Below are 23,605 nucleotides of genomic sequence, written 5' to 3'. Positions count from 1 at the left end.
ACTATGCATGCTAAAAAAAGCAAAAATAGAACAATTATCAAAAATTAATCTTCGTTACCGGATCTTACAAATGGATGGTGAGTCTTATTTAGTCGATGCCGATCGTCCCTTTCTCATTAGCTATTTCTTTCCATGGATTTTAAGCTTCATCCCTCATCGTGCCTATCCTTTAACTAAGGAAGAAGTGCAGACTCTAGCTCCCTCGGATCTTTCTAAAGTTCTCAATAAAAAGGGTACTCGGAAGAAAGGTTTTGCTTCAGCTTTTGGTATGGGTACAACTGCCGTGCTGTTATCGAAGGCCTTTCCTGTTGAAAAATATCTTTATTTTACTTCACATGTGCTAAATTTTGGAATGTTGGCTCTAGTTTTTAGCCTTGTAATAGGGATTCGGATATGGACAAGCATTCGGAAACCAATGCCCAACATTGTAAATAGCAACCACCCTATAAAGATATACCTCGTCGCAAATGATAGAAAGCATAGATTATTATCAATGATAGCTCCAACTTTTTTTGCTGGGTTGGTTGTATTTTCATCTTGTGCAATATTTAGTAATATTGCACAAAACTTTATCCTTCATATAGCTTTGTTGGTATTTTTATCGCTGTTTGTGTTTTCTGGTAATGTGCTATTTTTTTCACCAGTGGTGGATTACAAAGTGAACATAAAATCTCTTAGAAAGGATCTGTTTAAATCGTGAAAATGACAAAGAAAAAAATGGTGCTTGCTTTACTAGTTTTGTTCTCGCTCATTGCTGGTATTTGGCTCTATATACGCTTTTCAACTGAGAGTTATTATAAACAATTTACTGATTATAGTGGAAAAGCGAAAATTGATGACTATGAGATGATTGCGGATGGTGCAGGCATTATCACTCACTGGAAATCAACCGATCCCAAGGAAGATCGGTTGATGAGGGAATATGGGTCTTATTATTATTTTGATCCTATCAGAGTCGGTTCAAAGCACATTTTGCATATGAATGTGAAATTTAGAGAAAATTTTTACTATCGTACAACTCCTCCAGAAAAGGATGAATATTGGACTGTTAGTGTCTACAAGGTTAATGGTGAACGATTGAAAGAAGAGAAAGAGCTTGATTTGTTTAAAGTTGTAGAACAATTTGATCCGGATTATATTCCTACAGAATTAGGCTCAGTATATTCATGGAATGGACGTGAGTTAGTTTCCTTACAAATTCGCAGTACCAAAGATAACTCAGTTCGAAAAATGATGTACTTGAATCTAGACACTCGTAAACTTGAAAGAAATGAGACCTTAGAGAATGATCACCAAAGAAAACCGATTCCAGATTTCAATGTACCAATTGATCGTGAGAAGAGCAGTATTGAAGAATTGAAATTTTTTAAAAATTGGTTTTCGATTGATCCCAAGGATCTCTCAAAAACGCAATTTAAGAAGTCTTCGAAGGCCTATAAACTCTTAAATCAAAAAGATACGAAAGTCATAGTAATAAAACCCCAGAATAGTGCGGATCAATATGCAAGAAGTATTGCTGTATTTGAACTCTTTATGAAGAAGGGTGTGAATCTCTATCAAGATGTCACGATTCCAGCTGAGCTATCAAGAGATGGGCAGACCCATACTACGCAGACAAAAGAAGAATTTGATCACTATTACGATCTAGAAAAGGCTCATAAGGTGTATAATGAGATTGATTGAAGTAAGAAAGACAAAGGACAAGAACGATGATCGAAGAACGAATCCAAGCTGCTAAGCAGTATGTTAAAACCTTATTTGCTGATCGAGCGGATGGCCATGATGTGGAGCATACTCTCCGCGTCTATACCAATGCTATGAGAATCGCACAAGCAGAAGGTCCATGTGATCTGGAGATAGTGGGCTTGTCAGCTCTTCTTCATGATGCTGCTGATGATAAATTGTTTCAAACAGAGAATAATGCGAATGCTCGCATGTTTCTAGAAGAGATCGGTATTCCTCAAGACCAAATCGACCAGATTTGTCGGGTTATCAATGCTGTTTCTTTCAGTAAAAATCGTGGTAAACATCCAGAAACCTTAGAAGGCAAGATTGTCCAGGATGCGGACCGCCTAGATGCGATAGGAGCTGTAGGAATTGCGCGAACTTTTTCCTATGGTGGCCACAAAGGGAGGTCTCTCACTGATACTGTCCAACATTTCTATGACAAGTTGCTCCTCTTAAAAGATGAAATGAACACGGAGACTGCAAAGCAAATAGCAGAAAGTCGCCATCAATTTTTAATCACCTTTCTAAAAGAACTAGAGAAGGAACTCTAACAAAAGAGAGTGGGACAGAAATCGGTAATTCGTTAGAATTCGATTTCGTCGTCCCACCTCCGCACAGTTGAGTAGGGCTGTAAAAGCTGATGAAATCAGCGTAGTAGAGCCCACTCAACCACTGCGTCTTACTCGACAATCCAAAAATAATTGAGAGGCTAGGACTTTTGTCCCAGCCTCTTTCTTTAATCTTGAATCATAGCTAAAAGATCCTCTCCTGTAGTGGTTGGAAGGATCCGGACTCGTTTGAGGGAATAGAGTCCATCAGCGGAGCTGGCTAGTCCATTTTTAGTGGTGAGGCCTAGTTTGTAGTCAGCTTTCTTGGCTTGGTCGATCGTGACCTGGCTGTAGCGACCGGATGGGTAGACGATAACGCTGGTATTTTGATCCAGCACCTTATCTAGCAGGCGTTTAGAAGCAACTAGCTCATTCTTTTGGGTCTCAAGACTGGAATTGGCTAGGTCTGGATGATTGACCGTATGGCTTTCAAAGGTCAAGCCAGCACTTTTCATCTCTTTGATTTGGTCAAAGGTCAGGACATTTTCTTTTTCCTTTTGGGTAAAGTCCGTGATGATATTATTGGTGGCGGTCATCTTGTACTTCTTAAGAAGCGGATAGACGATAGTATAGAAATCTTCGACGCCATCATCAAAGGTCAGCCAGACAAATTTCTTTCCTTTGGGTACTTCGTTCTTGACGAGGATGCGATAGGCTTCCTCTGGCGTCAATGTGTAGTAGCCCGCATTTTTCAGGGCCTTTAGTTGGCTTTCAAAGGTTTCTGGATCGACAATCAGATTGGCATTGGCAGCTTCAGACTCGGCCATATTGTGCACGGAGTGGTACATGAGGATGGGCAGTTTGACCGGCTTTTTCACCCGAGTCCACTCGATAGAGGAGCTACCTTCTTCGAGAGAACGCGTCATGGCAGTGCCACTTGTATTTCCGTCACTGGGTTGAGTGATCCGCTTGATCAGAAGAAAGCTACAAATAAAGATACAGACCAGTAGGAGGGCATTGATTCCAAGTAGGGCTTTGATTTTTTTAGGTACTCTTCGTTTACTCATAGTGTCACCGTTTTCATTATTTTCTTTATTGTACCACAAATTCTAGGTTCTTTTCCAGAACTTGCTACAGGCAGATCCTGTCATGAAAATTCAGAATTTTTAAGGCAATTGGCTGTCAAACGCTCAAGTTTTTGTTATAATGGAGCTACTATAGAAAATTCAAGGAGTCAATAGGATGTCTGTTAAGATTGCCTTACTAGGATTTGGTACTGTTGCAAGTGGCGTACCATTTTTATTAAAAGAAAACCATGAAAAAATCACCCAGGCAGCTCAAGATGAAATCGAGATCGCCAAGGTCTTGGTTCGAGATGATGCTGAGAAGGAAAAATTACAAGCTGCTGGTCATGACTACAACTTTGTGACCAATGTCGATGAGATCATTGAAGACAAGGACATTGCCATCGTGGTTGAATTGATGGGTCGTATCGAGCCAGCTAAGACCTTTATCACCCGTGCTCTTGAAGCAGGGAAGCACGTGGTTTCTGCTAACAAAGACCTTCTTGCCGTTCATGGAAGCGAGTTGCTAGAGATTGCTCAAAAACACAAAGTGGCTCTTTATTATGAAGCTGCCGTAGCTGGTGGGATCCCAATCCTTCGGACCTTGGTGAATTCCCTTGCTTCCGACAAGGTGACCAAAGTGCTCGGGGTGGTCAATGGAACATCTAACTTCATGATGACCAAAATGGTCGAAGAAGGCTGGACTTATGAGGATGCTTTAGCAGAAGCGCAACGTCTTGGTTACGCTGAAAGTGATCCAACCAACGACGTTGAAGGAATCGATGCTGCATACAAGATGGTGATCTTGAGCCAGTTCGCTTTTGGGATGAATATCCAATTTGACCAAGTAGGTCACAAAGGAATTAGCCAGATCACTCCTCAAGATGTATCGGTTGCTCAAAGCCTTGGATATGTCATTAAGCTGGTCGGATCTATCGTTGAAACAGAGTCAGGGATCGCAGCAGAAGTGACACCAACCTTCCTTCCAAAACAACATCCACTCGCAGGAGTGAATGATGTCATGAATGCGGTCTATGTGGAATCCATCGGTATTGGTGAGTCTATGTACTACGGACCAGGTGCTGGTCAAAAACCAACTGCGACAAGTGTCGTAGCCGACCTCGTCCGCATTGTCCGTCGTCTAAAAGAAGGAACGATCGGTAAAGCCTTCAATGAATACAGTCGCCCTCTTCAATTGGCTAAGCCAGAAGACGTGAAGAACAATTATTACTTCTCAATCAAGGCACCAGATGCGACTGGTCAAATCTTGCGTCTTGCGGAAATCTTTAATGCAGAAGGAGCTTCCTTCAAGCAAATCCTTCAAGAAGACTCAGATGGTCACTATGCAAGTGTTGTCATCATTACTCACCAAGTTAACCAAACTCAATTCAAGAACTTGGTTGAAAAATTGGATTCAGAGGCGAATTTCGAACTCTTGAATACCTTTAAAGTCTTGGGAGAATAAGCATGAAAATTATTGTTCCAGCAACCAGTGCCAATGTAGGGCCAGGATTTGATTCTGTTGGGATTGCCGTGACTCGCTATTTGACCATTGAAGTCCTTGAACCAGCAGATGCTTGGTTTATTGAGCATGATCTTGGAGCAGGGATTCCGACAGATGAGAAAAACCTTTTGCTCTCAACAGCTCTTTCTATCTCAACTGATATGCAACCCCATCGGATCAAGATGACTAGTGAAGTGCCTTTGGCGCGTGGTCTTGGATCTTCTAGCTCGGTCATTGTCGCAGGGATTGAATTGGCCAACCAATTAGCCAACCTCCAGCTATCAGACGCTGAGAAATTACGCATCGCGACCGAGATCGAAGGTCATCCGGATAATGTAGCTCCAGCTATCTTTGGGAATATGGTCATTGCGAGCTACATCGGTGAAGATGTCCAATATGTCACGGCTGACTTCCCAAGCTGTGACCTTGTGGCCTTTGTACCGAGCTACCAATTGAAGACCAGTGATAGTCGGAATGTCCTACCGAAAGAATGGTCTTATAAGGAAGCTGTTGCAGCCAGTAGCGTAGCCAATGTCGCTATCGCAGCTCTCCTCAAGGGAGATTTGCTGACGGCTGGTCGCTCCATCGAGTCTGATCATTTCCACGAACGCTACCGTCAATCTCTTGTCAAAGAGTTTCCTCAGGTCAAAGAAGTCGCCCATGCGCATGGGGCTTACGCCACCTATCTGTCGGGAGCAGGCCCAACGATCATGAACCTCTTAGCGCCAGAGCATGCAGCAGCCTTTGTTGCAGCTCTCGAAAAACTCGGGCTAGATGGTCAGATTTTCCAACTTAAAATTGACACATTTGGCGTTCGTGTTGAGAATTAAACCCGAATGTAACACAAATGAAAGAAGGATGTATACGAATGTATATGTCCTTTTTGCTTCTCCTATGGTAGAATGGGAACAGTATGGGGAAAAGCTCAAGCTTTCCTGAAAATCTAGGGGGAAACATGAAACCAGAATATTTATATAGTATTGCTACCGATCTTGGTCTGCAATTTGATGGCGAAGCTCGTGTGATGTATGGAGAGCGTGAAGGCTTCTTGTTGGTCATTGAAGGCGCTCAAACCAAGAATGTATTTACCATTTCACTCAGTGTGAAACAAGGTTCCGAAGGAGACTTGATCGAAGATAGTGAAATTCTTTGGAATGAATTAAAAGAACAATCAAAAGCCATTAATGCTATCTCTTCTGATGGTTACTTGACCTCGATCGTTGTCAAGGGTGGAATGACCAAAGGGAAGGCTGTCGAAACCTTATGGACAGCTATCCAAGATATTGTTGATTTCTTGCTCAACCACCAATTTGTGCAAGTGAATGCGGAAACGGGTGAGGAAGGACCAATCGGTCTGTATCAAATTGGAGATGCGATCTTTTTAATCGACGATGCAACCTTTAGAGCCTACCAAGCCGAAGTGCAAGATACAGTTGAGGCTTATGAAGCGCGGGAAGAGAATTTCCTTTTAGGGATTGTAGGCGCTGTGATCGGTGTGATCATCGGTGGAGCAGTTGCCCTCTTGGTAGCGCGTCTTGGCTATGTGTCTGTTTTAGCAGGGGCTGCCCTCGGTTATTGTACTATCAAAGGTTATGAGATCCTTGGTAAGAAATTGACTAAAAAAGGTGTGGTAGTTTCAGCTATTTTGATGGTCTTGACGGTCTTTTTGGTCAACCAATTAGATTATACTTTGGCGCTCATGAGTGAACTGGATTTGCCATTTGATATGTCCTGGACGCTTCTTAATGAAGCGACATTCTCAGGGGACGTCCCAGATAAATTTTACTTGAATCTAGGATTGCTAGCTGTCTTCACTCTTGGTGGTGCTTGGATTTCGGTCAAATCAGCTCTGGATGGACAGAAGAATCGTGCCATCGCTCGTAAAATTGCATAGTGAATGATAAAAGGAAGGCCTGAATATTATAGGTCTTCTTTTGTTTTTTAGGGTCGAAAAATAGTCAAAAATTTGGTATAATAGTTTGTATTTTATAGAGAGAGAACAGACAGAAAGATGAATGAAAAAATAAATCAAATTCTTGAAGGAATTGATATCCGTTTTCAAGAAGCTTTAAAACATTATACCTTTACAAAGGTAGGTGGGAATGCAGAATTTTTAGCTTTTCCTCGCAACCAATACGAATTAAAACGCATCGTCCAATTTGCCAACCAAGAGCAAATCCCATGGATGGTCCTGGGCAATGCGTCCAATATCATTGTCCGAGATGGGGGCATTCCGGGATTTGTCATTATGTTTGATCGCTTGCGTGACATCAGTGTGGATGGGTATGTGATCGAAGCAGAGGCAGGAGCTAAACTCATCGACACCACTCATGTGGCCTTGCACCATAGTTTGAAAGGCTTCGAGTTTGCTAGTGGCATTCCAGGCAGTGTCGGTGGTGCTGTCTTTATGAATGCGGGAGCCTATGGGGGAGAGATCGCTCATGTCCTAGTATCCTGTAAGGTCTTGACCAAAGACGGAGAGATCGAAACTCTGTCAGCGAGTGAACTAGCTTTTGGCTACCGTCATTCTAAGATTCAAGAGACAGGTGCTGTTGTTATCTCTGCCAAATTTGCTTTGTCACCAGGCAATCACGAGGCGATCAAGCAGGAGATGGAGCGTTTGACCCATCTTCGTCAGCTGAAACAACCCCTTGAATACCCTTCTTGTGGATCTGTCTTTAAGCGTCCAGTGGGCCATTTCGCTGGTCAATTAATTAGCGAGGCAGGCTTAAAAGGCTATCGAATCGGTGGTGTTGAAGTCTCTGAAAAGCATGCTGGCTTTATGGTCAATGTGGACAATGGAACAGCTAAGGACTACGAAGACCTGATCGCCCATGTCATTGAAGCAGTCGAGGCTCATTCAGGTGTTCGTTTAGAACCAGAAGTTCGTATTATCGGTCAAACCTAAGAACGTTAGTATTGAAGAACAATTGATAGTGTAAACATCGATAGCATCAGTCGGAAAGGGGGTGAGTGCCTATCGATACCGTAAATAGGTGGGGCAGTCTAGTAAGTCCCCGAGAGGTATTGGTGGCTTGACAGGTTTTCCTGTCAGCCGCTGCGTTTTCGTTTGAAAAGCAGTTTGGTAATCGTAGTAAAGAAGGAATTTATGTGAATTGAAAAAACCAATTATTGAGTTTAAAAATGTTACAAAGGTCTTTGAAGATAGCGGAACCGTTGTCCTAAAGGATATCAATTTTGAATTGGAAGAAGGGAAGTTCTATACCCTGCTCGGTGCATCTGGATCAGGAAAATCAACTATCCTTAATATTATTGCCGGTCTTTTAGATGCTAGCTCTGGAGATGTCTACCTTGATGGGGAACGGATCAATGATGTCCCTACTAACAAGCGGGATGTCCACACCGTCTTTCAGTCCTATGCCCTGTTTCCGCATATGACAGTCTTTGAAAATGTGGCTTTTCCCCTTCGTTTGAAAAAGCTGGACAAGGCTGAGATTGAACGCCGGGTTTCAGAAGTATTGAAAATGGTCCAGTTAGCAGGATTTGAAAAACGCTCGATCCAAAAATTATCGGGTGGTCAACGCCAGCGGGTAGCTATTGCACGGGCTATTATCAATGAACCACGAGTGGTCCTTTTAGATGAGCCTTTGTCTGCACTTGACTTGAAACTTCGGACAGACATGCAGTATGAGTTGCGAGAATTGCAACAACGCTTAGGCATTACCTTTGTCTTTGTTACCCACGACCAAGAAGAAGCCCTTGCCATGAGCGACTGGATCTTTGTCATGAATGAAGGAGAGATCGTCCAATCTGGTACACCAGTTGATATCTATGATGAACCGATCAACCACTTTGTAGCGACCTTTATCGGGGAGTCCAACATCCTAGATGGTCGCATGATCGAGGACTACTTGGTTGAGTTCAATGGCAAACGCTTTGAAGCGGTCGACGGGGGAATGCGTCCAAATGAACCAGTTGAAGTCGTCATTCGTCCAGAAGACTTGCGCATCACTCTTCCTGAAGAAGGCAAGCTCCAAGTAAAGGTGGACACCCAGCTCTTCCGTGGTGTGCATTACGAGATCATCGCCTATGATGATTTGGAAAATGAGTGGATGATTCACTCTACTCGTAAGGCTATCGTGGGAGAAGTCATCGGGCTAGACTTTGAACCAGAAGATATCCACGTTATGCGTCTCAATGAAACCGAAGAAGAATTCGATGCGCGGATCGAAGAGTACGTTGAAGTAGAAGAGCAAGAAGCTGGTTTGATTAATGCCATTGAGGAGGAAAGAGATGAAGAAAACAACCTCTAATCTATTTATCCTCCCCTATTTCTTGTGGATTTTTCTCTTTGTCTTGGCTCCTGTAGTCATGATCATCTTTCAATCGTTTTTTAACGTTGAAGGGCAGTTTTCACTTGAAAACTACAAAGAGTTCTTTACTTCGCAAAATCTGACCTATTTAAAGATGAGCTTTAATTCGGTCCTTTATGCCGGAATCGTCACCTTGGTGACGCTCTTGATCTCCTACCCGACTGCTTACTTTTTGACGCTGCTCAAACACCGGCAGTTGTGGTTGATGTTGATCGTCTTGCCAACCTGGGTCAATCTCTTGCTCAAGGCCTATGCCTTTATCGGAATCTTTGGTCAAGACGGCTCTATTAATAGCTTTTTGAGCTTTCTCGGAGTCGCGCCCCAGCAGATCCTCTTTACCGATTTCTCCTTTATCTTTGTAGCTAGCTACATCGAGTTGCCTTTCATGATTTTGCCGATCTTTAATGTCTTAGATGATTTAGATCCAAACTTGATCAATGCCAGCTATGATTTAGGAGCCAATCGTTGGGATACCTTCCGTCATGTGGTCTTCCCCTTGTCCATGAATGGAGTCCGCTCAGGTGTGCAGTCTGTCTTTATTCCTACTCTGAGCCTCTTCATGTTGACACGGATGATCGGTGGAAACCGCGTCATTACCTTAGGGACTGCGATTGAACAGCACTTCTTGACAACACAAAACTGGGGAATGGGTTCTACCATCGGAGTTGTTCTGATCCTTGCTATGCTCTTTACCATGTGGGCAACTAGAGAAAGGAGAGAACGATGAAAAAAGTATCTCATTTCTATCTAGGTTTCGTCTTTCTGATTCTCTATCTTCCCATCTTCTATTTGATCTTTTATGCCTTCAATAAAGGGGGAGATATGAATGCCTTCACAGGCTTCACGCTTGAGCATTTCAATGAATTGTTCGCAGATAGTCGCCTGATGCTGATCTTATCAGAGACCTTCCTCTTGGCCTTCTTGTCAGCCTTGATTGCGACAGTGATTGGAACCTTTGGAGCCATTTATATCTACCAATCGAAGAAGAAGTTAGAAGGTCCTTTGCTCTCCATTAATAATATTCTCATGGTAGCGCCAGATGTTATGATCGGGGCCAGCTTCTTGATTCTCTTTACGACGGTGAAGTACCAGCTAGGTTTCTTATCTGTTCTGGCTAGTCACGTGGCCTTCTCGATTCCCATTGTGGTCTTGATGGTCTTGCCACGACTCAAGGAAATGAACCGGGATATGGTCAATGCGGCCTATGACTTGGGAGCTACCCAAGTGCAAATGCTCAAAGAGATCATGTTGCCTTATCTGACACCAGCCATTATTGCTGGCTACTTTATGGCCTTTACCTATTCGCTTGATGACTTTGCCGTGACCTTCTTTGTAACCGGAAATGGCTTTACAACCTTGTCTGTAGAGATCTACTCACGTGCGCGTCAAGGGATTTCTCTCAGTATCAATGCCTTGTCCGCCCTTGTCTTTCTCTTTAGTGTGCTCTTGGTCATCGGTTATTACTTTATTACCCGTGAAAAGGAGGAAGCAGCATGAAAAAACTTTATTCATTCCTAACTGGGATTGTCCTTGTCATTCTGGTCCTCTGGGGAATTAGCCACCAGATCGAAGCGAGCATGAATACCAAGAATAGTGACAAGTTGGTCATCTACAACTGGGGAGATTATATCGATCCAGAATTGCTAACGGAATTCACAAAAGAGACAGGGATTCAGGTGCAATATGATACCTTTGATTCCAACGAAGCCATGTATACTAAGATCAAGCAGGGGGGCACGACCTACGATATTGCCATTCCGAGTGAATACATGATTGCCAAGATGATGGATGAGCATTTGGTTGAAAAATTGGATCAATCCAAGATCAAAGGGATGGAAAATATTGATCCAAAACTGTTGAACCAATCGTTTGATCCGGGCAACCAATATTCCGTTCCTTATTTCTGGGGTACCTTGGGGATCGTCTACAATACCAAGATGGTCAAAGAAGCTCCGGAACATTGGTCTGATCTCTGGCGAGAAGAGTACAAAAATGACATCATGATGTACGATGGTGCGCGTGAGGTCATGGGAATTGGTCTCAATACCTTGGGCTATAGTCTCAATGAAAAAGATCCCAAGAAATTGCAAGAGGCAGTAGATAAACTCTACACCTTGACACCAAATATCAAAGCTTTGGTGGCCGATGAGATGAAAGGCTATATGATCCAAAACAATGCAGCTATTGGGGTTACTTTCTCAGGAGAAGCCAGCCAAATGCTGGATGCCAATAAGGATCTTCGCTATGTCGTCCCAACTGAAGCCAGCAACCTTTGGTTTGATAACATTGTCATTCCAAAAACTGTGAAAAATAAAGAAGCAGCATATGCCTTTATTAACTTCATGCTTCGTCCTAAAAATGCGTTGAAAAATGCTCTTTATGTCGGCTACTCAACGCCAAATAAAAAAGCCAAAGCCATGTTGCCAAAAGAAATCCAAAATGATCAAGCCTTCTATCCAAGCGATGAAACACTGGACCATTTGGAAGTCTATCAACAATTAGGCAAGAAATTGCTTGGAGTCTATAACGATCTTTACCTTCAGGTCAAAATGTATCGAAAATAACACAAAAGGAACCTCCGGGTTCCTTTTTGATTACCTTTAAAAAGCTCTAACTAGTGACTTAGATTGAGATTCAAATGAAAGATGCTATAATAGTAAGGAAAGTGACCGCCTATTTAGTCATGAAAGGAAGGATTGGAGAAGATTAAATGAAGAGACGTGTGGAACTATTTTTGATCATTTTGTTACCGATACTAGGACTGGTTTTTCTTGGAGGAAAAATCATGACCCTGACCAAAAGACCCGAACAGAAGGTAACAGCCTCATCCTCAAAGAAAGTTGTACAAAAATCAAAAGAAGAAATAAAAAAAGAACAAGTAGCATACCTCAAAGAACACGAGCAGGAAATTGTTGATTATGTGAAGGCTCAAAATTCAAAAATTGAGTCAGTTCAGATTGATTGGACTGATGTGAGATGGAGTGATGGAGGATTCTTGTTTCCTGATTATTCTATTGAAGTTTATGGAACAGTAAATCATATTGAAAATTCTGGATGGAGCGCCTCTATGCCGATAAATGATGACGATTCAATTGATTTGAAAAAAATTTCCATATTTAACCATATAACCATCGGTGAAGAAATATTGGAGTAGTAGTTTTTTTGAACTATGTTGAAATTTAAGGATAAATTATGAAGAAACATACTAAAATTATTTTGCTAACAGTAACATCAATAGTTGCTTTATTTAGTATCGAAGGATGCACTATAAAATCAAAAGAGCAAACAAAACAAGCCTCAATTGCAACTTCTTCGACAAGCAAGGAAGATAAAGAAGCGACAAAGCAAAATCAAATCACCTATTTGAAAGAACATGAGCAAGAAATGACAGCCTATGTGAAAGCTCATAATGCCAACATTCATCAGGTGTCTTATGACTGGGACAGTATTAAAACAGTTGTAGGAGGTAATGGAACACCTCAGGGAGGTGACGAAATACTATTAGTTTATGGTTATGCCAATGGTAGTGATCTAACAAATTTTAGCCTGAATTTTACGTTAGACGAAAATAAGATTCCTAGGATAGATTCAATTGGTTCTGATAGTTTATATCGAGTAGAAAAGAATTGATTTATCCGTTAGACAATTAGAGATGCAATAGAAGAATAACCTTTGAACGAAAAAATTATGAGAAAACAAATAAATAATCTGATGATCGCACTTGCTTTCATTTCAACACTTGGATGTCTAGTAGGATGTGTGAAGCAAGAACGTGAAAAGAGCAGACAAGAGAAAATTGTCGCATCCTCATCAATTAAAGAAGGCAAAGAAGCCATTAAACAAAAACAGCTCGCTTATCTGAAAGAACACGAGCAAGAAATCGTCGATTTTGTGAAGGTTCAAAATCCAAAAGTTGAATCCGTCCAGATTGATTGGAACAGTATGCAAATTGAAGAGTCTGGAAATGGAACGCCTCAGGGTGGTGGATACAATTTATCTATTTCTGGTCAGATTAATCAATTAGCAAACACAAAATTTTCAGTTGATTTTTACCTAGATGATCAAAATAGCCTACCAACTATTAAAAAAATGGGGATGCTTAATGATATTTATATCGAGGAAAATGGTGGTTGGAAAATTTTTTCCTGAGTAAATAGAAGTATTAGTGTTAGGAGGAAAATGAAAAGAAAAATGAAATTTATTCTTAAGTTAATAGCTTTAATGCTTGTTTTCACAAGAATTGGAGGTTGTAGTGTAAATCAAAAAGCCCATACGAAACAAGTACAAACTACCACCTCTTCCTCCACCAAAGAAAATGCAGAAACTGTCACACAAAAGCAAGTAAACTTTTTAAAAAAACACGAGTCCGAAATTACGAACTACATAAAGTCGAATGATCCAAAAGTTGTTCGGGTCAAGTATAACTGGGATAGCGTGAAAGTAGGAGATAGTGGTGCTTTTACGGAATCTGGATTTGACATCCGTTTAAAGGTCTATGGGGCAAATGATAAGGAACTCAATGGCTATTCATTCTTTATTGTCCCAAAACCAAATGTTGAGAATCCAATTTCAATTGATTCAATCTCTGGTTCAAATTTTCCTTAATATAATCAACAGATCATTCTACCTATTAAGAGGAAAGAATTTCAAGAATACTTGAGCTACGAGTTCATAATAGAATCAGAAATAACAGGTGGAAATTTTAGAGAATAAAACTGTACAGAATGATAGGGGGACTTATGAAAAGTCGAAAAATTATGATGATGGTTGCTTCAATTGTAGCGCTCCTAAGTATAGGAGGGTGTACCGTGAAACAGAAAGAAGATACGAAGCAAGAGAAAACGAATCTTTCTTCATCTACGAAAGACCTGAAGGAAGAGAAGGAAGCTATAAAGAAAGAACAACTGGACTATCTAAAAGAACACGAACAGAAGGTCATTGATTTAGTCAAAGCACAAAATTCAAAAGTTGAATCCGTTCAGATTGATTGGGATCAGACACAATGGAGTGATGGTGGACTGACAACTCCTGAATATTATATGAATGTTTATGGAGGTATAAATCATATTGAAGAATCGAGTTGGGGAGTAGATATCCCAATTAATGAGGACAATACATTAAATTTAGATGAGATGTATATAGGATCCGACATTAGAATAGGGGGGAGATTACTTGAGTAATTGGCATTTGAGAAGTTTTGACAATCTATATGGTTCATTAGCTGAATCAACTTATCGTGATAGGCCCATGAACTTTCCATATAAACAATTGGATCAAATCCAGGAAGATCACTCAACGCTCAAATGGGAGTACGACAACGAGATCGATGCTTTCTATAAACATCAGAAAAAATGGAATCAGAAGCTAAAAAAATCAGTAAGGTTGTCCTTACTGATTTTTTAGTTTGTTCCGGATGATGCTGTATCTGCGCCACTGTCTGTTGCGGTGGAACCTTGATCTTGTGCGGCAGATGAACTGTTTTCTGTAGCGGATGAGCTATCGGTTTCTTTTTGTGAACTAGCATCTGTATTGCTTGAATCGGTTTGCGTATTGGTATTAGCATCTGTATTGGTAGCGCTTGAGTCAGATCCCTTATCGTGGACCACGACGACGCTGGTGCTACTAGATGGTTTATCTTCTGTTTTTTGATTGTCTTTATTAAGCAGGCTTATAATCGTAAAAGAAGTGACGATAATCCCTAAAAGACTGGCAATCGTGGCGACAACTGTTTGAAATAGTGACAGGCCTTGTTTGACTTTTTCACCACGTGAGGGTCTAGAATCTGTAGTATCCTCAGGTTTTTGGTTTTTGTTGCTTCTTGAATATTGTGACATGTTCATTCTCTTTCTATCAAAAATTGTTTTTTAACACTTTCTTATTATAAGTCATTTTCTGAAAAATGTCTAAAAAGAACTGAATTTTATGAAGTGATTTAACTTCATCTCTCTTTATCAAATCCTTGTCCCAAGCGGTTAGAAATGATAAAATAGAAGTTACGTAAAAAGAAAGTGATGGATGCGTAGGACATGATTTATTTTGACAATTCAGCAACGACCAAACCCTATCCAGAGGCCCTTGCGACCTATACAGAAGTGGCCACTCGGATTTGGGGGAACCCTTCTAGTTTGCACAATTTAGGTAGTCAAGCGACTCGTATTTTAGAGGCTTCTAGAAAACAGATTGCAGAGTTAATTGGCAAGAAAGCTGAAGAAATTTACTTCACGTCTGGTGGGACAGAAGGGGACAACTGGATCCTCAAGGGTGTCGCCTTTGAGAAAGCTCCTTATGGCAAGCATATCATTGTCTCTGACATCGAGCATCCCGCTATCAAGGAGTCCGCTGCTTGGTTAAAGACGCAGGGATTCGAAGTGGATTATGCTCCAGTGGATGCGCGTGGCTTTGTCAAAGTGGATGCCTTGGCTAGTCTTCTCCGTCCAGATACGACCTTGGTCTCTGTCATGGCCGTCAACAATGAGATTGGCTCCATCCAGCCCATCCATGAAATTGCGGCTCTCCTTGAGGATCGCCCAACGATTAGTTTCCATGTCGATGCTGTTCAAGCTTTAGCCAAGGTAGCAACAGAAGTTTATCTATCAGAGCGCGTGGACTTTGCGACCTTCTCTAGTCACAAATTCCATGGCCTTCGTGGAGTTGGTCTTGTCTACATCAAAGAAGGCAAAAAGATCGCACCCCTCTTAACGGGTGGAGGTCAAGAAAAAGAAATGCGCTCGACAACTGAGAACGTGGCAGGTATCGCAGCAACCGCAAAAGCCCTACGCTTAGCTATGGAAAACCAAGAAGTTTTTGCCAGCAAGACCCAGCAGATGAAAGAAGTGATCCGCAAAGAATTGGCCAACTATCCAGATGTCACAATCTTTTCTGGTGAGGATCACTTTGCCCCTCACATCTTGACTTTTGGGATCAAGGGAGTTCGTGGTGAAGTAGTGGTCCATGCCTTTGAAGAGTTTGATATTTATATCTCGACGACCAGTGCCTGCTCGTCCAAGGCTGGAAAACCAGCTGGTACCTTGATTGCCATGGGAGTGGACAAGAGTGTTGCACAGACAGCAGTTCGCCTCAGTCTTGATATTGAAAATGACATGAGCCAAGTCGAGCAATTCTTGACCAAGTTCAAACTGATTTACGAACAAACACGAAAAGTACGTTAATTTTAGAAGGAAATCAATATGACCTTAACCTATTCAGAAATTATGATTCGCTATGGAGAGCTTTCTACTAAAGGGAAGAACCGCATGCGTTTCATCAATAAACTTCGCAATAATATCCAAGATGTTTTATCTATTTATCCGGCTGTCAAAGTGACAGCGGACCGCGATCGAGCCCATGCTTATCTACATGGGACGGATTATGAGCCGGTGGCAGAATCCCTCAAGCAAGTTTTTGGAATCCAAAATTTTTCACCTGTTTACAAGATTGAAAAATCAGTACCAGCCTTAAAAGCGGCAGTGCAAGAGATTATGAAGGAGATTTACAAGGACGGCTTGACCTTTAAAATCTCAAGTAAGCGTAGCGATCACACTTTTGAACTCGATAGCCGTGAGCTCAATCAAACTCTAGGTGGCGCTGTCTTTGAAGCGATCCCAACGATCCAGGCACAGATGAAAAAGCCAGATATCAATCTGCAAGTCGAAATCCGAGAAGAAGCAGCCTACATCTCTTATGAAACCATTAAGGGAGCCGGTGGCCTTCCTGTTGGGACTTCTGGCAAAGGCATGCTCATGCTATCTGGTGGGATCGACTCTCCAGTAGCTGGTTACCTGGCCTTAAAGCGTGGTGTGGATATCGAAGCGGTCCACTTTGCGAGCCCACCTTATACCAGCCCAGGTGCCTTGAAAAAAGCCCATGACTTAACACGGAAGTTGACCAAGTTTGGGGGCAATATCCAATTTATCGAGGTGCCCTTCACAGAGATCCAAGAGGAAATCAAGGCAAAAGCGCCAGAAGCTTACCTCATGACCCTGACCCGCCGCTTTATGATGCGCATTACAGACCGCATTCGCGAGGTTCGTGGTGGTTTGGTCATTATCAATGGTGAAAGCTTGGGACAAGTGGCTAGCCAAACCTTAGAGAGTATGCAGGCCATCAATGCAGTGACCAATACGCCAGTTATCCGTCCAGTGGTAACCATGGACAAGTTGGAAATCATCGATATTGCCCAAGAGATTGATACCTTTGAAATCTCCATCCAACCGTTTGAAGACTGTTGTACCATCTTTGCACCAGATCGTCCAAAGACGAATCCGAAACTCAAAAATGCGGAGCAGTATGAGCAACGGTTGGATGTGGAAGCTTTGGTCGAGCGTGCTGTGTCAGGCATCGTCGTAACGGAAATCACACCAAAAGCAGAAAAAGATGAGGTCGATGACCTGATCGAGGATTTGCTATAGGGGAGACTGGGAGTATCCAGCCTCTTTTTCTACTCAAATCTAAAGGAGACAAAATGAAAAAAATTATCGTATTAATGACAAGTTTGCTTCTGTTGACAGGCTGTGTCAAAGTATCGTTTACTGGACCGAAAAAAGAAGAGAAGACTAGCCAATCAAGCAGTAGAAAAAAAGAACCCCTCACATTTGTCAGGGCCGAGCAGTATAAAGACCAGGACAACGAAGTCTTGGAAGCGTCCGAAAAATTTATCAAGGAACATCCAACGCTTGGAGAAGCTGGAAAATTATTTGTCTTTTTCCCAGGATATACCTTTGGAAATGAGGAAAACCGCTTCGCCTTGTTCTTTATTGTGAATCGTACCACCACCACCATCGATCGTGATGGATCCTTTGTCCTGAATTTGGAATATGATGGAGAGCCACTTTTTAAAGATGTCACAGTTGACTATGAAGTGAGCGAATCGGGTGTGTTAAAACCCAATACTGCTGCAGCGATTCCGATAAAAATTACTAAGGAACAAGAAGAAAAAATGAAGGGGATGAACGATTCGTCTAAAGCCAAAATGAGCTTCAATGACTTTAAATTTAAGGATAAGTAGATGAAAGCCGGTTTTGAATGCGATCTTAAACTATAAGATACAAAAAATAGATTTTTCAAAGAAAATTCGCTTTCAAAGCGCAAAAATACTTGTCTTTGTTTGATAGAAGTGATATACTTAGAGAGTTGACTATGCACATGCCTGTGCAACCGCTCGAACATCGTCGCTCATTTCCATGAGAGTAAGTGGTTCGTCCCACGATGCTAGGCGAGTCTTCACAAAAATACGGGGAAACCCAAAAATACATAGGAGGTGCATAATGAGCACATACGCAATCATTAAAACTGGCGGAAAACAAGTTAAAGTTGAAGTTGGTCAAGCAGTCTACGTTGAAAAATTGAACGTTGAAGCTGGTCAAGAAGTTACATTTAACGAAGTTGTTCTTGTTGGTGGTGAAAACACTGTTGTCGGAACTCCACTTGTTTCAGGAGCTACTGTTGTTGGAACTGTTGAAAAACAAGGAAAACAAAAGAAAGTTGTTACTTACAAGTACAAACCTAAAAAAGGTAGCCACCGTAAACAAGGTCACCGTCAACCTTACACTAAAGTTGTCATCAACGCTATCAACGCTTAATTTTTAGGAGAACACATGATACAAGCAGTCTTTGAACGAGCCGAAGATGGCGAGCTGAGGAGTGCAGAAATCACTGGGCACGCTGGAAGCGGTGAATATGGCTTTGATGTCGTGTGTGCATCGGTTTCGACTCTAGCCATTAACTTTGTCAACTCTGTTGAGAAATTTGCAGGCTACGAACCGGATCTAGAATTAAACGAAGAAGAAGGTGGCTTTCTTCGGGTCACAATCCCGACAGATATTCCACCACATCAAAGAGAAATGACCCAACTATTCTTTGAATCATTTTTCTTAGGGATGGCAAACTTATCGGAGAACTCTTCAGAGTTCGTCCAAACAAGAGTTATCACAGAAAACTAACATGGAGGAAAACAATTATGTTGAAATTGAATCTTGCTAACTTGCAACTTTTCGCCCACAAAAAAGGTGGAGGTTCTACATCAAACGGACGTGATTCACAAGCAAAACGTCTTGGAGCTAAAGCAGCTGATGGACAAACTGTAACAGGTGGATCTATCCTTTACCGTCAACGCGGTACACACATCTACCCAGGTGTGAACGTTGGACGTGGTGGAGACGATACTTTGTTCGCAAAAGTTGAAGGCGTAGTACGCTTCGAACGTAAAGGTCGCGATAAAAAACAAGTTTCTGTTTACCCAATCGCAAAATAAAAAGGTTTTCTAAACCTTTTTGTCCCGAGCCTTGATCCAAAGGTGAGGAAGCTAGAAATAGCAAAATTAAAGCTTTCTGATTTATCAGAAGGCTTTTTTCTTTTATTTATTTAAAAATATCATGTTTACTCCTGTTAATATAATGTTTGAATTTGTGTTTTTTGAAAAATGTAGTATAATAGAGACAAATATAGTAGGAATGGAAGTAGTACCATGAAAGATAGCAGACATGTTGAAATTCTTCAGGAACTGGATCGAAAAAGTGTGGTATCAGTCAAAGAACTCAAGGAACTCTTTGGGGTGACAGACATGACCATTCGTCGCGATCTGATCGATCTTGAAAAACAAGGTCTTTTAGTTCGTGTACATGGTGGAGCCCACAAAAAAGTAAAAGATAGCTTGTTAGAGGCTTCTCACAGTGAGAAAAATCTCATCAATATTGATGAGAAACGAACCATTGCAAAAAAATGTGCAGACTTGATCGAAAATGGGGATACCGTCTTTATTGGGTCTGGTACGACAACAGATTTTATCGGCGACTATTTAGAAGGAAAGGAAATCAGTATCGTCACCAATTCCCTCCCCATTTTTGAAAAGCTAAAGGATTTTCCAAATTATGACTTGATCTTAGTTGGTGGTCGCTACCGGGTGAAGACACAAACTTTTGTCGGTCAATTTGCCAATAAACTCTTGAAAGAAATCAAGGTTTCTAAAGCTTTCATCGGGGTCAATGGCATCGATGGGCATCATGTTTCCACAGCCAATGAAGAAGAAGGAAATGGTAATGCCATTATTCTAAACAATGCAATTGAGAAATATGTGGTTGCCGATAACAGTAAGTTTGATAGCTATTCTTTCTATAGTTTCTATCGAGTGGAAGATCTGAATGCCATTATTACTGATGATAGTATTCCAAAGAAGATCAAAGACAAATACGGATTGTATACGAAAATCATATAGAACAAAGTGGTCTCAAAAAAGAGACCACTTTTTACTGATTTAATGATGTTGGAAAATGACGGATAGAAAGCGCTTTAGAGTGATATACAAACAAAATTAAACAAATTTAGACAAAAAATGATTGACACTCAATCAATATAGTGATATACTGAAGCTATAAAATAAATAGTTAGATAAGGAGGTGGCAACAATGGGATTAAATCAACTCTTTAACAAAGATCTTGTATTTTGCCTACATGCCAAGGATCAAACAGATCTCTTTGAGCAGGTAGCAAGCTTATTGGAAGAGCGACAGATTGTGACACCAACCTATCGTTCCGCTTTGATTGAGCGTGAAAAGTCTTTCCCGACTGGATTAGACATGGAATTTCTTGGTAAGGACTTACCAAATGTGGCGATCCCGCATACAGACATTGTCCATAATCTCACTGAGAATGTGGTCGTGGTTCGTTTGGATCAACCCGTAACTTTCCATAATATGATTGCTCCAGATAAGGAAGTTCAAGTTTCACTCTTATTCTTTATTATCAATAATACGAGCTCAAGCCAAACCAATATTTTGGCCCAGCTGATGGATTTCTTTACATCCAATGGAAATCTCGAAGCTCTATCAAAATTAGATAGTGAAGATAAGCTTTATCAATACATTACGGAAACTATTTCCTAAAACATTCGTAAATATTTATAATGGAGGACATCCAAATGATTAAAATTTTAGCTGCCTGTGGTGCAGGTGTTAACTCTAGCCACCAAATTAAGAATGCGTTGGAAGAAGAGTTGTCAAACCGTGGTTATGATGTGCGTTGTGACGCTGTCATGGTCAAAGACGTCAATGAAGATTTGATTTCTGGTTATGACATCTTTACTCCAATTGCTGCTACTGATTTGGGATTCGATCCTGGTATTCCAGTGGTAGAAGCGGGACCAATTTTATTCCGTATTCCTGCAATGAGTGCGCCAGTCTTTGATAACATCGAAGCTGCCATTAAAGAACATGGATTAAGTTAATATTTTTTTAAACAAGTTTGTAAGCGTTATCCAATGATAAAATTGGGAACACTTTCTGCTGTAAATTACAAAAAATTCATAAATCGGGAGGATTTATTATGAATGGAATTATAGATTTTGCCAATAAATTTTTCAAACCCATCCTAGACATGGGTGGTCCGATCATCATGTTAATCATTTTGACGGTTTTGGCCCTCTTGTTTGGAGTGAAATTCTCTAAAGCCCTTGAAGGTGGTATTAAACTTGCCATCGCCCTTACTGGTATCGGTGCAATCATCGGTATGCTTAATACGGCTTTCTCAGCATCTCTTGCAAAATTTGTTGAGAATACAGGTATCCAATTGACTATTACTGACGTTGGTTGGGCTCCACTTGCAACCATCACATGGGGTTCTGCTTGGACGCTCTACTTCTTGTTGGTGATGCTGATTGTCAACATCGTGATGTTGCTAATTAAGAAAACTGACACACTTGATGTCGACATTTTCGATATTTGGCACTTGTCAATCACTGGTCTTTTGATTAAATGGTATGCCGATAAAAATGGTGTTAGTGCAGGGGTATCCCTCTTCGTTGCAACACTTGCCGTTGTCCTTGTAGGGGTTATGAAAATCATCAACTCAGACTTGATGAAACCAACATTTGATGATTTGTTGAATGCACCAAGTTCATCACCTATGACATCTACTCACATGAACTACATGATGAACCCAATCATCATGGTCTTGGATAAAATCTTTGACAAATTCTTCCCAGGTCTTGATAAATACGACTTCGACGCTGCTAAATTGAACAAGAAGATCGGTTTCTGGGGATCTAAATTCTTTATCGGTTTCCTACTTGGTATCGTCATCGGTATCATGGGTACTCCACAACCAGTTGCTGGTGTTGTTGATGCTGACAAATGGGAATTGGTTATTAAAGGTTGGTTGAGCCTTGGTTTGACTGCCGGTGTCTGCTTGGAATTGTTCTCATTGATCGGTTCTTGGTTCATCGCAGCAGTAGAACCATTGTCACAAGGTATTACAAACGTTGCTACTAAACGTCTTCAAGGACGTAAATTCAACATCGGTTTGGACTGGCCATTTATCGCTGGTCGTGCTGAAATCTGGGCTTGTGCCAACGTACTTGCACCAATCATGTTGATCGAAGCAGTGCTTCTTTCTAAAGTCGGAAATGGTATCTTGCCACTTGCAGGGATCATCGCTATGGGTGTAACTCCAGCCTTGTTGGTTGTAACACGCGGTAAATTGATCCGTATGATCATCTTCGGAAGCCTTCTCTTGCCACTCTTCCTTCTTTCAGGTACATTGATTGCACCATTTGCAACTCAATTGGCTAAGAGTGTTGATGCCTTCCCTAAAGGGGTAGCTTCTACTCAATTGATCACTCACTCAACTCTTGAAGGACCAGTTGAAAAATTGCTCGGTTGGACAATCGGTAACGCAACAACTGGTGATATCAAAGCTATCCTTGGTGTAGTTGTCTTCTTGGCATTCTATATCGGAATCTTCGCTTGGTACAGAAAACAAATGATCAAACGTAACGAAGAATATGCTGCAAATGCAAAATAATCGTTCCATGTAGTTTGAAAACTGACACCATATCTTTTCTAGATATGGTGTTTTTATTTTTAAAAAATGTTCGAAAATAAACAATTTAATGTTGACTTTCGTTCGAAATAGGTGTAATATAATATCAAAAGTAAGAAAATGTTTCTTTGTGAAAAATTAACAACAGGGATATTTGCTGAAACAAACAAAAGGAGGACAGGACATGTCTATTGTAATTGGTGCAGATGCTGCAGGATTAAGATTAAAAGATCTCGTGAAAGAATTTCTTGTAAAAGAAAACTTCGATGTTGTAGATGTAACCGCTGAAGGTCAAGATTTTGTAGATGTGACACTTGCAGTTGCGAGCGAAGTGAACAAAAACGATCAAAATCTTGGAATCGTGATTGATGCTTATGGAGCTGGTCCATTTATGGTTGCGACTAAAATCAAAGGAATGGTGGCAGCAGAAGTTTCAGATGAACGTTCTGCTTATATGACACGTGGACACAACAATTCTCGAATGATTACCATGGGGGCTGAAATTGTTGGGGATGAATTGGCGAAAAACATTGCCAAAGGCTTCGTCAATGGTAAATACGACGGTGGCCGTCACCAAATCCGTGTAGATATGTTGAATAAGATGTGCTAATGAGAGGA

General features: G+C 41.1%; 29 protein-coding genes and 1 other annotated feature. Of the genes, 27 read left to right on the top strand and 2 right to left on the bottom strand.

Translation table 11 applies throughout. From position 1 onward, the window contains the following. Positions 1-7: 7 nt before the first annotated feature. Genes QM351_RS03665 through QM351_RS03655 form a run of 3 tightly spaced genes read left to right on the top strand, consistent with a single transcriptional unit; the run spans position 8 to position 2,279 of the window. Positions 8-700: a DUF443 family protein gene (locus QM351_RS03665; RefSeq protein ID WP_150906277.1), complete on the top strand. Its 693-nt coding sequence runs from the start codon at positions 8-10 to the stop codon at positions 698-700. Between the two features lie 2 nt (positions 701-702). Continuing rightward, positions 703-1,683 (top strand): hypothetical protein, encoded by a 981-nt coding sequence (locus tag QM351_RS03660; RefSeq protein ID WP_225305937.1) that lies wholly within the window; start codon positions 703-705, stop codon positions 1,681-1,683. Between the two features lie 26 nt (positions 1,684-1,709). After that, positions 1,710-2,279, top strand: a complete 570-nt coding sequence (locus QM351_RS03655) for an HD domain-containing protein (RefSeq protein ID WP_414326581.1) — start codon at positions 1,710-1,712, stop codon at positions 2,277-2,279. A 185-nt stretch (positions 2,280-2,464) separates the two neighbouring features. Here the strand turns inward: QM351_RS03655 and QM351_RS03650 are convergent, their stop codons facing one another. Then, positions 2,465-3,343, bottom strand: a complete 879-nt coding sequence (locus QM351_RS03650) for a polysaccharide deacetylase family protein (RefSeq protein ID WP_414326580.1) — start codon at positions 3,341-3,343, stop codon at positions 2,465-2,467. 175 nt (positions 3,344-3,518) lie between these two features. On the opposite strand from QM351_RS03650, the gene QM351_RS03645 reads away from it, so the two are divergent. From QM351_RS03645 to QM351_RS03585, 13 genes are all read left to right on the top strand, one after another. Further along, positions 3,519-4,805 carry a homoserine dehydrogenase gene (locus tag QM351_RS03645; RefSeq protein ID WP_414326578.1) on the top strand — a complete coding sequence of 429 codons (1,287 nt, stop codon included), beginning with the start codon at positions 3,519-3,521 and terminating at the stop codon, positions 4,803-4,805. 2 nt (positions 4,806-4,807) lie between these two features. Further along, complete coding sequence (gene thrB, locus QM351_RS03640; RefSeq protein WP_049492031.1) at positions 4,808-5,674, top strand: homoserine kinase; 867 nt, start codon at positions 4,808-4,810, stop codon at positions 5,672-5,674. Positions 5,675-5,757: 83 nt separating this feature from the next. Beyond that, complete coding sequence (locus QM351_RS03635) at positions 5,758-6,738, top strand: hypothetical protein (protein ID WP_414326576.1); 981 nt, start codon at positions 5,758-5,760, stop codon at positions 6,736-6,738. 117 nt (positions 6,739-6,855) lie between these two features. Then, positions 6,856-7,752, top strand: coding sequence for a UDP-N-acetylmuramate dehydrogenase (gene murB / locus QM351_RS03630; RefSeq protein ID WP_414326574.1), 897 nt, complete (start codon positions 6,856-6,858; stop codon positions 7,750-7,752). Positions 7,753-7,960: 208 nt separating this feature from the next. Next, positions 7,961-9,118 carry an ABC transporter ATP-binding protein gene (locus tag QM351_RS03625; RefSeq protein WP_371495905.1) on the top strand — a complete coding sequence of 386 codons (1,158 nt, stop codon included), beginning with the start codon at positions 7,961-7,963 and terminating at the stop codon, positions 9,116-9,118. Further along, entirely contained in the window at positions 9,099-9,905 is an 807-nt protein-coding gene (locus tag QM351_RS03620) for an ABC transporter permease (RefSeq protein ID WP_414326572.1), read from the top strand. The genes QM351_RS03625 and QM351_RS03620 overlap by 20 nt, the downstream gene beginning before the upstream one ends. Beyond that, entirely contained in the window at positions 9,902-10,675 is a 774-nt protein-coding gene (locus QM351_RS03615; protein ID WP_003002847.1) for an ABC transporter permease, read from the top strand. The genes QM351_RS03620 and QM351_RS03615 overlap by 4 nt, the downstream gene beginning before the upstream one ends. Then, positions 10,672-11,742 carry an ABC transporter substrate-binding protein gene (locus QM351_RS03610; RefSeq protein WP_414326570.1) on the top strand — a complete coding sequence of 357 codons (1,071 nt, stop codon included), beginning with the start codon at positions 10,672-10,674 and terminating at the stop codon, positions 11,740-11,742. The genes QM351_RS03615 and QM351_RS03610 overlap by 4 nt, the downstream gene beginning before the upstream one ends. A gap of 146 nt (positions 11,743-11,888) precedes the next feature. Further along, the gene (locus QM351_RS03605) at positions 11,889-12,332 is read left to right on the top strand and encodes a hypothetical protein (protein WP_315376303.1); all 444 of its coding nucleotides are present in this window, start codon (positions 11,889-11,891) and stop codon (positions 12,330-12,332) included. A 38-nt stretch (positions 12,333-12,370) separates the two neighbouring features. Then, on the top strand, positions 12,371-12,808 hold the full coding sequence (locus tag QM351_RS03600) for a hypothetical protein (protein WP_414326567.1): 438 nt from the start codon (positions 12,371-12,373) through the stop codon (positions 12,806-12,808). 57 nt (positions 12,809-12,865) lie between these two features. After that, entirely contained in the window at positions 12,866-13,327 is a 462-nt protein-coding gene (locus tag QM351_RS03595; RefSeq protein WP_414326717.1) for a hypothetical protein, read from the top strand. A 30-nt stretch (positions 13,328-13,357) separates the two neighbouring features. Next, positions 13,358-13,783 (top strand): hypothetical protein, encoded by a 426-nt coding sequence (locus QM351_RS03590; protein WP_414325742.1) that lies wholly within the window; start codon positions 13,358-13,360, stop codon positions 13,781-13,783. 152 nt (positions 13,784-13,935) lie between these two features. After that, the gene (locus QM351_RS03585) at positions 13,936-14,358 is read left to right on the top strand and encodes a hypothetical protein (protein ID WP_414326716.1); all 423 of its coding nucleotides are present in this window, start codon (positions 13,936-13,938) and stop codon (positions 14,356-14,358) included. Positions 14,359-14,577: 219 nt separating this feature from the next. On the opposite strand, the gene QM351_RS03580 is transcribed toward QM351_RS03585, so the two are convergent. Continuing rightward, positions 14,578-15,012 carry a DUF6556 family protein gene (locus tag QM351_RS03580; protein WP_195487797.1) on the bottom strand — a complete coding sequence of 145 codons (435 nt, stop codon included), beginning with the start codon at positions 15,010-15,012 and terminating at the stop codon, positions 14,578-14,580. A 192-nt stretch (positions 15,013-15,204) separates the two neighbouring features. On the opposite strand from QM351_RS03580, the gene QM351_RS03575 reads away from it, so the two are divergent. From QM351_RS03575 to lacA, 11 genes are all read left to right on the top strand, one after another. After that, on the top strand, positions 15,205-16,347 hold the full coding sequence (locus QM351_RS03575) for a cysteine desulfurase family protein (RefSeq protein ID WP_414326565.1): 1,143 nt from the start codon (positions 15,205-15,207) through the stop codon (positions 16,345-16,347). An 18-nt stretch (positions 16,348-16,365) separates the two neighbouring features. Next, entirely contained in the window at positions 16,366-17,586 is a 1,221-nt protein-coding gene (gene thiI, locus QM351_RS03570) for a tRNA uracil 4-sulfurtransferase ThiI (protein WP_414326563.1), read from the top strand. Between the two features lie 53 nt (positions 17,587-17,639). Then, positions 17,640-18,182 (top strand): membrane lipoprotein lipid attachment site-containing protein, encoded by a 543-nt coding sequence (locus QM351_RS03565; protein WP_049492006.1) that lies wholly within the window; start codon positions 17,640-17,642, stop codon positions 18,180-18,182. Between the two features lie 137 nt (positions 18,183-18,319). Beyond that, positions 18,320-18,407 (top strand) — a sequence feature (ribosomal protein L21 leader region). Positions 18,408-18,441: 34 nt separating this feature from the next. Then, a complete protein-coding gene (gene rplU, locus QM351_RS03560; protein WP_003007734.1) occupies positions 18,442-18,756 on the top strand; it encodes a 50S ribosomal protein L21 in 315 nt (104 codons plus the stop codon). A gap of 15 nt (positions 18,757-18,771) precedes the next feature. After that, positions 18,772-19,116: a ribosomal-processing cysteine protease Prp gene (locus QM351_RS03555; RefSeq protein WP_003002581.1), complete on the top strand. Its 345-nt coding sequence runs from the start codon at positions 18,772-18,774 to the stop codon at positions 19,114-19,116. Between the two features lie 17 nt (positions 19,117-19,133). Further along, a complete protein-coding gene (gene rpmA / locus QM351_RS03550; protein ID WP_003002805.1) occupies positions 19,134-19,427 on the top strand; it encodes a 50S ribosomal protein L27 in 294 nt (97 codons plus the stop codon). A gap of 213 nt (positions 19,428-19,640) precedes the next feature. Then, complete coding sequence (locus QM351_RS03545) at positions 19,641-20,387, top strand: DeoR/GlpR family DNA-binding transcription regulator (protein WP_414326561.1); 747 nt, start codon at positions 19,641-19,643, stop codon at positions 20,385-20,387. Between the two features lie 190 nt (positions 20,388-20,577). Further along, positions 20,578-21,054 carry a PTS sugar transporter subunit IIA gene (locus tag QM351_RS03540; protein ID WP_023918370.1) on the top strand — a complete coding sequence of 159 codons (477 nt, stop codon included), beginning with the start codon at positions 20,578-20,580 and terminating at the stop codon, positions 21,052-21,054. A 35-nt stretch (positions 21,055-21,089) separates the two neighbouring features. After that, entirely contained in the window at positions 21,090-21,395 is a 306-nt protein-coding gene (locus tag QM351_RS03535; RefSeq protein WP_003002828.1) for a PTS sugar transporter subunit IIB, read from the top strand. Positions 21,396-21,493: 98 nt separating this feature from the next. Continuing rightward, a complete protein-coding gene (locus QM351_RS03530; protein ID WP_414326558.1) occupies positions 21,494-22,969 on the top strand; it encodes a PTS transporter subunit IIC in 1,476 nt (491 codons plus the stop codon). A 202-nt stretch (positions 22,970-23,171) separates the two neighbouring features. Then, positions 23,172-23,597, top strand: coding sequence for a galactose-6-phosphate isomerase subunit LacA (lacA, locus tag QM351_RS03525; protein WP_003007724.1), 426 nt, complete (start codon positions 23,172-23,174; stop codon positions 23,595-23,597). Positions 23,598-23,605: the final 8 nt, after the last annotated feature.

Origin of the sequence: Streptococcus parasanguinis (assembly GCF_047465465.1) — a bacterium.
Lineage (GTDB): Bacteria > Bacillota > Bacilli > Lactobacillales > Streptococcaceae > Streptococcus > Streptococcus parasanguinis_AI.
The sequence above is the reverse complement of the archived record's forward strand: the minus strand, read 5'-3'. Positions and strand labels throughout refer to the sequence as shown.